We start from the raw sequence: 12,797 nt of genomic DNA, 5'->3' as shown, positions 1-12,797 counted from the left end.
GGGCCGCGTCAGCGACCCGAAGGGCCACGCCAGTGAAAAGTGGATCCGGTTTTCGCTGGCGCGGCCCGCTGGGTCCGTTCTGACCGATGCTCTCATTCAAGAAGAAAGCATCGGATGGATCCCAAAAGTGCAAGTCCACTTTTCACGTCCGATGCTTTAGAGCATCTTTCGGCGAAGTGGATCCGGTTCGCCGTCAAACATGCGGCAAGCCAAAGAAGAGAGGTGATTCCACGCCAGTGGAAACAGCTCTAAGGCGCCCTGCGACAGACATCGACGGCCCATAAGGGCGCGCTGGATAACCAACAGCGCGCCCTTGTTCGTTCGGGATCGATGGCGGGGCGGGACGCCTCAGGCATCGACATGAAAGAAGGCGCCCCCCGGGGAAGCGCCTTCTCTGGTCGTTCTTCCGGTGGTCAGCTCTTTGCGACCCCGATCGTGTCGGCCATCCGTGCGCCACGAACGCCCATGGGCTGGTCGGTGCCTTCGGTTGTATCCTTCGCCGTCTGGTGCTCCATCTCCGAGTTGATCTCGGCACCCAGCAAGACGACGATTGTCGACAGCCAGATCCAGGTCATGAAGCCGATGACGGCGCCAAGCGAGCCATAGGTCTCGTTGTAGCTTCCGAAATTCGCGACATACCAAGAGAACAGCATGGAGACGGCAAGCCACAGGACCGCAGCGATGATCCCGCCGGGCGTGACCCACCGCCACTCTGCCTTGTCACGGCTCGGCCCGAACCGGTAGATCAGCGATAGGCCCAGCACGACTCCAATCAGCAGAATCGGCCAGCGCGCAAGGGATACCAGCCATTCGGCTCCTGAGCCCAGGCCGATGAAGTTGAGCACGATCGGCAGAACGATGATTCCGGTGAGGGCGACAAGAATGAAGACGATCGCTCCCAAGGTGAAGGACAGGGACATCAGGTTCAGTTTGATGAAGCTTCTCTTCTCCTCCTCGCCATAGACGATGTTGAGGGCGTCGAAGATGGCCTTCATGCCGGCATTGGCGCTCCACAGGGACAATCCAAGACCGAAGATGAAGCCGAACCCGAGAGCACCGCCTCCCTTGGACGCGATACGGGTGACCTGTTCGCGGATAATGTCGAGCGCACCCGCGGGCAACACGCCCGACAGGGTATTGAGATGATCCTGGATCGTGGCCGGATCGGCGAAGAGGCCGTAGATGGAGACAAGGGCTGCGATCGCCGGAAAGAGCGCCAGCAGGGCGTAGTAGGTGACGCCGGCCGCAACCGACATGATGCGGTCTTTGCTGAACTCTTCATAGGTGCGCCACAGGATGTCTTTCCATCCTTGGGCCGGGATCTCCGTTGGCGTGTCGGCGCTCCGCCCGCGCCCCTTCTCGGCAGCTGCCTGCGGCGGGGCATGCTGCTTCTCGCCCAAGTCTGAATCGCTCCGTCGGTCCTGACGGCGGGTCGATGCCGGTTGCGACGACGATCTTCCAGTTTGGACGGGATCCGCGCGATCCCCTCCGACAACGAGCCGAAGGAGGGCCCATCCGAGCACCACGGCCCACATGGTCGTGACAGTCGAGGTTGAGGAGGATTGCCTCCCTCCAGGTTGCTGAATTGCCGGATTATTCGCCATGATCGACACTGCCTCGGTTGTCGGGTGCAGGCCGAACGGCCTGGTTCAACCGTAAACCTTCCGAATTACTCAGTGGTTCCACGCACTTATTGAGTGGAGACGGTCCTGAACTACTCACCATAAGGTTTGGTCTTGATCTGCATTGCAGAGGCGGAGAGCCGGTTCGTCGGTTTTGCACGACCGCTTTTGATCGGACGCTTTAACCCGGATGCAAGACTCTCTGGACCAGTGTCTCCCTCGATCCACGAGGAGGGTCTGAGATGGACGAGTGGTCAGGACGCAAGTGGGAGCCAGTCACGGAGGAGCGTCTGCTTCGGGCGATCGATGTGCTGGTCGATATCGCGAAGGAGCACGGGCCGGCTTTCAATCCGGTCCTTGAAACGGTCCGCCAGGAGCTGCACGAATTCCGCTCCCGGACGAAGCCCATGGCCGAGCAGGCAGAGCAAGCCCCTGTCCGCAAGGCAGGCTGAGCCCGCCGCTGCCACGGAACCTGTGAGGGGGGCACCGCCATTTGTCCCGCTGTCGGGCGGTGCTTCCCTCAGGAGGGTTCGTCAGGCGGGCTGAAGCTGCTCCTCACGCACGAGGCGCTCCGGGCCTTGCTGGTTGCCTTTGATGTGGTACTGAAAGCCGCTGCTGTCGGCAGGGAGAAGTCGGATCACCTCCCAGGTGTCTTGAGGCTGGACGACGTCGATGGTCGCAACCATGTTCAGGAAGGCCTCGACGGTGTTGGTGCTGGCAAGCTTGACCATTCGCACCTGATCTCCGACCTTGTACTTGTGCGATGCCATGTCTCTGGATTCCCGCTCAAAAACCTACCTGAGCTGTAGGAACTAACATAAGTTAGTTTCGTTCCATGGCTCATGATGAACAAATATTCAGAGGACACTCCGGTTGTTCTGCTCGTCGAGGATGAACTCCTCGTGCGGATGGCGGCGGCCGGCGATTTGGAAGATGCCGGCTTTCATGTGCTGGAAGCGGCCAATGCCGATGTAGCCCTTGCGGTTCTGGAAACCTGCTCCGACGACGTCCAGGTGCTTTTTACCGACATCGACATGCCGGGATCCATGAATGGACTTGATCTGGCTGAAAATGTCCAGCAACGGTGGCCGCACATCTCGCTCCTGATCTCGTCTGCCTATCACAAGCCCACCCCCGGGCAGATCCCCGATGACGGCCGTTTCGTCCCGAAGCCGTATTCCAGCGAAGACGTGGTTCAGCACATCCGTGAACTCGTGACGAGCCAATAGGCCGGGCGGGCATCGGAGTGGCCAACGCGGAGCTTGAAGGTCCCCGGCGACACGATCAGACTTCCCCCTGACGGATCGTGATCTTCATGACGAAGTCACGCGCTCCGCCGGGCTGAATGAGAACAATGCCTGGCTTAGTGGACAATTCACCATCGAAGCCTTCCGGATCCGCATGACCCTGCCAAGGTTCGATGCAGATGAAGCCGGCGCCAGGCTTGGTCCAGATGCCCAGATGCGGCATCCCTGAGAAGTCGACACGGATCGATCCGCCCTGTGGCGCTCCATAGACGACCGATCGGCTTTCGAGGCGGTCGAAGACAAGAGCATCCGCCTCAAACAGCGCGTCGTCCAGTAAGAGCGTTCCATCGCGAACGGGGCTCGTCTCGGCTTTGCTGCTGATCAGACCGTCGACCGGCCGGCGAATTGGAGCGGGCTCCTCGCGCTCGAAACGAATTGCATGTGCCTCCCGCGGCGACCCAAACGGCAGCGGCCATCGAAAGGCCGGGTGAAATCCGAATGAGACCGGCATGGCGGCCGAGCCGGAATTGGTGACTGAAGCTGCGATCGTCAGCGTCGTTCCGTCGATCGTGTAGGAAACGTCGAGTTGGAAGGGAAACGGATACTGCCGAAGCGTGGCCTCGTCGGAATGCAGGCGGAACAGGCACCGGGACGGCTCGACCTCTTTGATCTCGAATCGGGATCCCCGTGCAAAACCATGCTTTGGCAGCTCATATTCGGAGCCATCGACTTGGATCCGATCATTCCTCACACGCCCGACGACGGGAAAGAGAAGTGGGGAGCGCCCAGTCCAGAAGGCAGGATCGCCGTCCCACAGAAGGTCCCGGCCCCGCTCGTCCTGAAGCCGAACGAGCTCTGCGCCTTTATCGGACACCTGAGCCCGGAGTTGGGGGCTCGCAATCGTAACGCTCATCGGAACAAGTCCTCGCTTGGCCGACCACCTTAGCACGAAGCGGGGCGTGGAGCCGATCTCGGCGTGAGGGTATCGACAGATTTGATGAATAGCCCTTGGAGCGGCCTTCACCAAGCCTGAGCATCAGCGTGCAACCCTGACGAGTGGGGGTAGAACTTGCGCCAAGTCATTCGGGTTGAAGGGCTTTTCCCAGCACGGGACTGAAGAGTAAGCCTGCGGAACGGAGGCCGGTGCATAACCCGTCGCAAACACGAACGGAATGCCTTGCTCGATCAGGGCGTCGGCGACAGGAAAGACGGCCGCGCCACGCAGGTTGATGTCGAGCACGGCCGCATCGACCTGCTCCGAAGACGAGAGCAGGGCCAGAGCTTTCTCCCGGTCAGAAGCAGGTCCGATGACCGTGGCGCCTAGTCTTTCCAAAGCCAGAGCCATGTCCTCGGCAATGAAATACTCGTCCTCGACCACGAGGATTCGACAATCCTGCAATGCCTGCGTGCTTCCAGAGACCGCCATGCGCCTGCTCCTCTGCCAAACAACCTCGCGATGGGGCAGTCTTCTTGATAGGCTGGCTTGAGCATAAAAAGGAATAACATAAGTAAGCCCAGGAGGTTCCTCCCGGACCAGAAATGCTCGGGGAAGCTCAAACTCCTAAGGACGGTGATGGGCTTCGCCCGGCTGCCAGTACGGCCGGTTGTGCTGCGTTGCCGCCCGGCGTGCCATATCCCTCCGCCCTCTGCCCCTAGCGCATCGTGCGGAAAAGTGGACTCGGTTTTCCGCCCCGAACGATGCGCCGCTTAAGGAAGAGAGCATCGGATCCGATCCCAAAAGTGGGTCCACTTTTGGGTCCGATGCTCTAGCGGCTCAAGAGTTCCATGTTTCTCTCAGATCGGGGCTTTATGAGCATTCTGTCCCACTGCATCAAGAGATCCGGGACATGGGACGCCGCCATGGGCTTTGCATAGAGGTAGCCCTGCGCATGATCACATCCCAGATCACGCAGGCGCCGGGCTTGACCATGCGTCTCCACGCCCTCCGCCGTCACCTGCAATTGCAGGCTTCTGCCAAGACCGATGACGGCCGCCGTGATCGCCTCGTCGCCGGAATCATGCTCGAGATCACGGATGAAGCTTCTATCGATCTTGATATGGTCGACGGGAAACTGCTTCAGGTGTGTCAACGAGGCATAGCCGGTTCCAAAATCGTCGAGCGCAATGTGAATGCCGTGTTCCCGAAACTGTGCGAGAGCCGAGGCGACGTTGCTGGAGTTCCTTCCCAGGAGCACGGTCTCCGTGACCTCGACCTCGAAGACCCTGGGCGGAATTTTTAGCCAGTCGAACGTTCTCAACATGCCGTCGACCAGCCCCGACTGGCCGAACTCAGCCGGCGACAGGTTAAGCGCGATGCGGCCGAATGGGAGGTCCTGATCAAGCCACTGACGCACATCCGCTGCGATCTTCGAGATCAGAGCCTTCCCGATTGATATTGCTGTTTCATGGTCATCGAAGACGGCCCCGAAGGTGTCGGGAGTCAGAACGCCTTTCGTTGGATGCTGCCAGCGCGCCAGGGCTTCAAGGCCGACGATTTCGCCTGTCGAGAGATTAACTTTCGGCTGGTAGAACGGGATGATCTGATCGCTTTCGACCGCCTCTCGCATCCCTCGTCCCAAAGAGACGCGCTGTTCGAGAACTCTCCGCATTTCCGGCGAGTACGTGACGACTCTGTTGCGCCCCTGAGATTTTGCCTGGTACATGGCAATATCCGCATCTTTGACCAGTTCCGTCGGCGTCCCATCGTGATCTGGGAACGCCGCGACGCCGATGCTTACGCGACTGATGAGGGTTCGCTTCCGGTATGTGAAAGGCTGGCGCAGCATATCTGAAATCAATGTGCCCAAACGCGCGGCGTTCTCGAGCTTGAGGGGATCGACAACCAGCACCGCGAACTCATCTCCACCGATCCGAGCCACGGTATCACAAGCGCGAACCATGGCCGAGAGACGACGGGCCGTCTCCCGCAGCAGCGCGTCACCCGCATCATGACCAAGCGTGTCGTTGATGTCCTTGAAATCATCCAGGTCGATCAGCAGGAGGCTGACGCTCGTGCCGCCCTTCTGGGCGGAAGCGAGGGCGGCCTCAAGCCGACGTTGGAAGAGATTGCGGTTGGGAAGACCCGTAAGCGCGTCGTGATTGGCCGAGCGCCAGATTTCCTCCTCGGCTTCCTTTTGCTCGCTGATATCGAACGTGACACCTACGATCCGATCGGTCCCAGCTCTCTCGGCCCGCGCTCGGAGCCATCGAATCTCACCGTTCGGTAGTACGTAACGGCACTCCACGGCGTCGGAGCCGCGGATCTGGATCCGTTGAAGGAACTCTTCGACCCTCTGATGGTCGTCCGGATGGACTCCCGTCATGAAGGTCCTATCAGTGCCAGGCGTGACGCCCAGGAGTGCAAGCGCATTCTCAGACCGCGTGGTGGCACCTGTCTGCGGATTGAACTCCCATGCCATCATATGCGCGGCTTTCAAGGCGAGCCGCAAACGTTCTTCACTTTCCCTCAGAGCCTGCTCTGACTGCTTGCGCTCGTGAATATCCATGGCAATGCCGAACCATTGCTCAACCTTGCCGTGCTCATTCTTGAGCGGTTGCCCTCGGATGATGAACCAACGATGCATCCCATCCGACGCACGTCGCAGCGGCATCTCAAGTTCGAACGATTGACCGCTGCGAAGAGCGCCGTCCCACATCTCGGAAGCCCGCTCGCGATGGAGCGGGTGGATCACCGTGAACCAGCCTTTTGGCGTCGAGGCGGGACCGGGCCCTGCATATTCATGCCAAACATCGTTGCAGTATGTGAGTTCCCCGTCCGGATCGCTGAACCAGACCACCTGCGGAGACGTAAAGGAGAGGGGCATGACGTCCATGAGCGTGCGAAGGCGCTTCTCGCTCTTTCGGAGGCTCTGCTCTGCTCGGCGGAGCTCCGTCACGTCGCGGGAGATACACAGATACGCTTGTGGATTCCCATCGCGCCCCATGATGGGCGTGACCACCACGTCCCACCATCTCTGCCCCCCTGCCGTTGTCGCACAAGGGCCCTGAAAACGTCCAATCCCGCCCGATTTCGCTTTCTCGAGCGCTTCACACGCCTCTCTCTCGGCGACACCGCTCCAGAGATCAGCCCAGCTGCGACCTTCGATCGTACTGAAATCCGCCACATCCATCGCGCGCAAACCGCTTTGGCTCATGAAGCGAAGGCCACCTTCGAGGTCGAAGACTTTGATGCAGTCGTCGGAGCCGGCCAGCAGACGCCGCGTAAACTCCTCGCGGTCTGCGGCCGCCCTGTTGGCGAGCTTCAGCTCCAGTTGACACATCACGGCGCCCGCGAGGGCCGTCAAAGCGTGCTCCTGTTGCTCGCTCAAACCCTTCGGGCGTGCTTCGTGGCCGAGCACGCACAGCATCCCCAGCGGAAGGCCGTCCTTCGTTTTAAGAGGTGCTCCCGCGTAGAATGAAAACTTGGAACGTCCGTTGGCTAACGGATGATGCTGAAATCGAGGATCGGTTGCCAGGTCTGAAACAACAAACACTCCCGGATGCAGCATCGCATGGTTGCATATCGAGATCTCGCGAGGCGTCTCTGAGATCTCGAGGCCGATCCGCGCCTTGAACCACTGCCTGTGCTCATCCAGGAAGGAGATGAATGCCGTTTCCGTCTTGCAGATCTCTGCTGCAACTTTTGCGATGCTGTCGAATTCGAGCTCCGCTTCGGTATCAAGGATGTCGAATTGATGAAGGGCAGCAAGGCGGTCGACCTCGTTCCAACGAGGTGCATCGCAGTGGCCAGGACATTCTACCATTCTGAAATCGCCCACGCCGAAGCATACAAGTTGCTCAGGAGATGTCGGAGCCCAACGGACACAGCAGAATGGCGTCATGCCTCGAGGACATCTCGATCTGCCGCTGATGGAACATCCGGGCTCACAACCGGTAAAATGGCAAAGCGTCATGCTGGCCCGTCAACTAGGCCTGCCATAGTGCTGACGTTGGTTCTGTCTGCAATGAACTGAACTATATTCAACCCTGGGATAGCTGCCAGTTACGGTTGAGGTCAAGCAGCGGCGAAAGCTCCCTCGCCATTACGGTTAACAGGACCTACGCGGACCGGCGGACGTTCAACGGGCGTGCGGCCTTGCCCGACGGCCTCCGTCGGGCCGCAAGTCCAATAACGGGACGCGCGCGAGAGGAAGTCCGCTCCGCGCAATCTTCATCGGATACGAAGCGATGCGGGATTCGATCCTGGTGCGGGCTCCGGTTCAGGATTGCGATGAGCCGAGACCATTCGCGGCCGGGACCGATCGTCAGCGGATTCGCCTGGAACGGTCGGGCGCCACGGATCGAGCGGGACAGGCGGATACGTGGTTCCACGTAGAGAAAAACTGCGGACACTACGTAGATATTTCGTGTCATCGGCGGCCAGCCTGCGCCGGTGACTGCAATTCTGAAACATCGGAATGGTAAAAAGCACTGGATTGTCAGCCTGTTGCTCCTGCGATCCGGAGAGGCCGCCGCCCCTGACCCTCACCGAGAGGCCCCTTAAGAGCTGCTTAAGGTTTGTTAAACGGCATTAACCATAACCTCGGGGTCGCTCCCATTATTTACGTATTGTCCGTCATGGGAGCAAAATATACATTCTCCACATCGCCGAATGACGTGGATATCCGAAGTAAATATATCCCTGGCGAAAAGCAAAAATGTGAAGAACGCACTTAATTATTAAGGCGGGGCAGAATAAAATGTATATCGTCGTCGATGACCGGCAGATGGTTACGTCTGGATATGTTGCAAGCTTCAAGCGCGAAGGCATATCCTCCCTTGGCTTGTACGCTAACGAATTCACCGACTGGCTGGAATCGGCATCCGACGCCGATCTCGAAGCGGTTCAAGGCTTCGTCCTTGGGAGCTTCGAAGAGCGGGTCCATTCTGCCGAAAGCATCCGCCGCTATTCCAAAGCCCCTATTATCGCTTTGAGCGATGTTCGGTCCCTCGAGGAGACCCTGGAACTCTTCACGGCGAAATTTGACGACGTCGTCCGCAAACCCGTCCATGTTCGCGAGATCCTCGCCCGGTCGGAAGCCGTGTGGCGTCGGGTCAATGCGGGTGCCGGAAAGAAGATGCACAACGACGCCGACCGGTTGAAGGTCTTCTTCGATGGTCGCGATCCGGAGGTCGACGGGATGCCTTTGGCGCTTCCGCGCCGCGAGCGGCATATCCTCGAATACCTGGTCCGCAAGAGAGGACATCGTCTGACCAAGAAGCAGATCTTCGACGCGGTCTATGGGATCTACAGCGACGACGTCGAGGACAGCGTCGTGGAAGGGCACATCAGCAAATTGCGGAAGAAGCTTCGGCAACGTCTTGGTTATGACCCTATCGATGCCAAGCGGTATATCGGCTATTCCTACGTCGGGGCAGCTTCATAGGTCTGCCCGTCGGAGGCTCCGTTCAGCGATCCGCGGCCGATGACCACCGACCAGCGAAATCCCTGATATGTCGTGATTGCAGCAATCCCCCGCGGGCCCGAGCCCTCGCGGGGTTTTTTGTGTTGTCGCCATGATGCGGGGACGAGAGCCCGCCGCGGGAAATGCGCGGACCGTGGATCGCTGCTCGGCGGACGCAGCGCATGGACGGCATGGAACCTGGGCCGGCAAAGGGTCTTTCCATCGATCAGTGCGCTGCAGCTGCTGAACATCGCAATGCAGCGGATCCCGATGTTTGACGAAAGTTCCGAAATAAAATCGGTTTGTCTTCATGGCGTTAACTTTATTGCAGGGAACGAGGACTTATTCTTCCTCAGCGTCATGAGTGAAGCTGCAATGATATGGGAGCTTTTCTGGATCGTCGTTCTTGACCCTTGAGGTCGTCGGACCGCGCCAGACCTGCCCCGACAAGAACATCAGCAGACCTCTGACGGAGTGAACAGGGCTATCGGGGCAGGGTATGACGGCGCAAGTCTTGGCGACTCCCATCCAGGGACGTTCTCACACCGGCTGGGCATCTTCCAGTTCTTGAGCGAGGCTCAGGATGCCGCCCTTCGAACTCCAAGCATGGACATGAGGTTCAGCGCTTTGTTGCCGGCGTGAAGGCCGCAGGATTCATCCATCGTGAGGGGCTCGATGATTGTGCCCGTCAGTTCGCGTAACAAGAGTTGAGATACGGCAATGGACGACCTTCTTCTTGAATTTCTAACCGAGACCAACGAGCACCTCGAGACGGTCGACGTGGAGATGGTCCGATTCGAGCAAGACCCCAATAACGAGGCAATTCTCAGCAACATCTTCCGGCTGGTTCATACCATCAAGGGAACCTGCGGATTCCTCGGTTTGCCGCGCCTTGAAGCTCTTGCCCATGCGGCTGAGACCCTCATGGGAAAATTCCGGGACGGCATGCCGGTTACAACGCCTGCCGTCTCGCTCATCCTTGCGACCCTCGATCGGATCAAAGAGATCCTGGGCGAGCTCGAGCGGCAGGGCGCGGAGCCCGAAGGGTCCGACGGCGATCTGATCGAGATGCTCGACAAGATGGCATCACAGGAAGCGCCCGCTCCCGAACCCGTCGTTCCTGCGCCGTCGCCGCAATCCTCCGGCCAATTGGTCTATCAGGTCCTGGAGCGCGAGCTGAAGCCGGGAGAGGTCTCGCTGGACGAGCTCGAGCGGGCCTTCCAGGAGGCGCCAGGTCCAGAGAAGGCTTCGACCTCCGGCACGCTGACCTATCAGGTGCTGGAACGTCCGTTGAAGCCCGGCGAGGTGTCGCTCGACGAGCTCGAGCGAGCGTTCCGAGAAGCGCCCGGGCCGGCTCCCCTGGTCATTGACAAGCCCGCCGCCAGTGCCCCGAAAGCGGAGGCCGCAGCGCCTCAGCGTCCGGCCCAGGCGTCCAAGAAGAATTCGGACGCATCGGATGCCGGCGAAGGAGCTGAGGGCATCGCCGGGAAGGTCCAAACCATCCGCGTGAATGTGGACACGCTCGAGCATCTGATGACCATGGTCTCGGAGCTCGTTCTGACCCGGAACCAGCTGCTCGAGATCGCGAGGAGAAGCTCCGACGACCACGGATACAAGGTACCCTTGCAGCGGTTGTCCCAGGTGACGGCAGAGCTGCAGGACGGGGTCATGAAGACCCGCATGCAGCCAATCGGTAATGCGTGGCAGAAGCTTCCCCGCGTCGTCCGGGACCTCTCGAACGAACTTTCCAAGAAGATCGAGCTCGTGATGCAGGGTGCCGACACCGAGCTCGATCGGCAGGTGCTCGAAGTCATCAAAGATCCTCTCACGCACATGGTCCGCAATTCGGCCGACCACGGCATCGAGAGCCCGGCGGATCGAAAGGCTGCCGGAAAGCCCGAGAAAGGTACGATCCGCCTCAATGCCTATCACGAGGGCGGGTCGATCACGATCGAAATCTCCGATGACGGCAAGGGCCTGAACTTTGCCGCCATCCGGAAGAAGGCTGTCGAGAGAGGCATCGCGGGCGATTCCGAAGTGGAGCGCATGAGCGATGCGCAAGTGGCCAAGTTCATTTTCCATCCGGGCTTCTCGACAGCCGCGAAAGTCACATCCGTGTCGGGGCGCGGCGTCGGCATGGACGTCGTCAAGACCAATATCGAGCTGATCGGCGGCACCGTCGATATCCGTTCCGAGCAGGGACGCGGCACAACATTCACGATCAAGATCCCGCTGACCCTGGCGATCGTGGCCGCGCTCATCGTGGCTTCGAAGGATCAGCGCTTTGCGATACCCCAGGTCGCCGTCTCCGAACTCGTCAGAGTGTCGCCGTCGTCCGAGCATTCGATCGAACGGATCAACGGGACGCCCATCCTCCGCCTGCGGGACCGGCTGCTGCCGATCGTCCCGATCTCGAAGGTCATGGGCCTGTCCGGGAATGAGGACGTCAATAACGGCTTCGTCGTCGTGACACAGGTCGCCCACCAGCGCTTCGGCATCCTTGTCGACGGTGTCTTCCATACCGAAGAGATCGTCGTGAAGCCGATGTCGTCGAAGTTGCGACATATCCAGCTCTTCTCCGGCAATACAATTCTGGGCGATGGCGCCGTCGTGCTCATCATCGATCCCAACGGTCTCGCCCGGATGGTGGGCTCGGGCGCCGACAGCAACGAGTTCCAGAGCGATGCCGGCCTTGAGCAAACGATCGCGGCGGCGGATGAATTGACGAGCCTGCTTGTCTTCCGCGGCGGTGGGGAAAGTCTCAAGGCGGTTCCGCTCTCTCTCGTAACCCGTCTGGAAGAAATCGATGCCTCGACCATCGAGTGGTCCAGCGGCCGCCCGGTCGTCCAGTATCGCGGACGCTTGATGCCTCTCGTATCGTGCGACGATGAACTGGCCATCAAGCGGCAGGGGATGCAATCTCTGCTGGTGTTCTCCGATGGCGAAGTCTCCATGGGCCTGGCTGTCGCCGAGATCGTCGACATCGTTGAAGACAAACTCGACGTGGAGCTGCTTGCCGAGCGGTCTGACCTGGTTGGATCTGCCGTGGTCCGTGGCCGCACGACCGAGATCGTCAACATCGCACATTACCTTCCGATGGTTCTTGAAACCTGGGCCCGCAAGGACCGGCGCGGCGGACCCGACAAATCCATGCTCCTCGTCGACAGCTCGACGTTCTTCCGCGATATGCTTGTCCCCGTTCTCAAGGCGTCAGGATACAGGGTTCAAACCGCCGCGACGGCCCAGGAGGCAGTTCGCCTCCTGTCGAACGGGTTGCAGGTCGATGTGATCGTCACCGATCTGGAGCTCTCGGGACATTCCGGCTTTGCGTTGGTTGCTTCTCTGCGAGCCGATCCGCATCACAGTTCCACCCCTGTCATCGGAATGACCGTCAAACCTGACGCGCAGCAGATTGCCCTTGCGAGGAAACTGCGTATTTCGGAGATCGTTTCGAAAATCGACAGACGGGGGCTCCTCTCCGCCCTGGCAGAGCTGAACGCATCGCTTGAAGAGGCTGCATAAGA

Annotated in this window: 9 protein-coding genes; 4 read left to right on the top strand and 5 right to left on the bottom strand. The window is 59.7% G+C overall.

Translation table 11 applies throughout. The features are described from left to right. Window positions 1-413 precede the first annotated feature (413 nt). A complete protein-coding gene (locus NF876_RS06580; protein WP_262268042.1) occupies window positions 414-1,604 on the bottom strand; it encodes a YihY/virulence factor BrkB family protein in 1,191 nt (396 codons plus the stop codon). Window positions 1,605-1,864: 260 nt separating this feature from the next. Here NF876_RS06580 and NF876_RS06575 point away from each other — a divergent pair, with 260 nt between their 5' ends. Next, a complete protein-coding gene (locus NF876_RS06575; protein ID WP_262268041.1) occupies window positions 1,865-2,074 on the top strand; it encodes a hypothetical protein in 210 nt (69 codons plus the stop codon). An 81-nt stretch (window positions 2,075-2,155) separates the two neighbouring features. Here the strand turns inward: NF876_RS06575 and NF876_RS06570 are convergent, their stop codons facing one another. Further along, window positions 2,156-2,392 (bottom strand): hypothetical protein, encoded by a 237-nt coding sequence (locus NF876_RS06570; RefSeq protein WP_262268040.1) that lies wholly within the window; start codon window positions 2,390-2,392, stop codon window positions 2,156-2,158. 72 nt (window positions 2,393-2,464) lie between these two features. Between NF876_RS06570 and NF876_RS06565 the strand changes: the two genes are divergently transcribed. Further along, the gene (locus NF876_RS06565) at window positions 2,465-2,851 is read left to right on the top strand and encodes a response regulator (protein ID WP_262268039.1); all 387 of its coding nucleotides are present in this window, start codon (window positions 2,465-2,467) and stop codon (window positions 2,849-2,851) included. A 55-nt stretch (window positions 2,852-2,906) separates the two neighbouring features. Here NF876_RS06565 and NF876_RS06560 read toward each other — a convergent pair whose 3' ends face one another. From NF876_RS06560 to NF876_RS43115, 3 genes are all read right to left on the bottom strand, one after another. After that, entirely contained in the window at window positions 2,907-3,782 is an 876-nt protein-coding gene (locus tag NF876_RS06560) for an aldose 1-epimerase family protein (protein ID WP_262268038.1), read from the bottom strand. A gap of 123 nt (window positions 3,783-3,905) precedes the next feature. Then, the gene (locus NF876_RS06555; RefSeq protein WP_262268037.1) at window positions 3,906-4,295 is read right to left on the bottom strand and encodes a response regulator; all 390 of its coding nucleotides are present in this window, start codon (window positions 4,293-4,295) and stop codon (window positions 3,906-3,908) included. 340 nt (window positions 4,296-4,635) lie between these two features. After that, entirely contained in the window at window positions 4,636-7,647 is a 3,012-nt protein-coding gene (locus tag NF876_RS43115) for a bifunctional diguanylate cyclase/phosphodiesterase (protein ID WP_315975010.1), read from the bottom strand. Window positions 7,648-8,568: 921 nt separating this feature from the next. Here NF876_RS43115 and NF876_RS06535 point away from each other — a divergent pair. Continuing rightward, complete coding sequence (locus tag NF876_RS06535) at window positions 8,569-9,255, top strand: response regulator transcription factor (protein ID WP_262268036.1); 687 nt, start codon at window positions 8,569-8,571, stop codon at window positions 9,253-9,255. 738 nt (window positions 9,256-9,993) lie between these two features. Beyond that, window positions 9,994-12,795: a hybrid sensor histidine kinase/response regulator gene (locus tag NF876_RS06530; protein WP_262268035.1), complete on the top strand. Its 2,802-nt coding sequence runs from the start codon at window positions 9,994-9,996 to the stop codon at window positions 12,793-12,795. The last annotated feature ends 2 nt before the right edge of the window (window positions 12,796-12,797 follow it).

The organism is Microvirga yunnanensis, assembly GCF_025460875.1.
The sequence above is the reverse complement of the archived record's forward strand: the minus strand, read 5'-3'. Positions and strand labels throughout refer to the sequence as shown.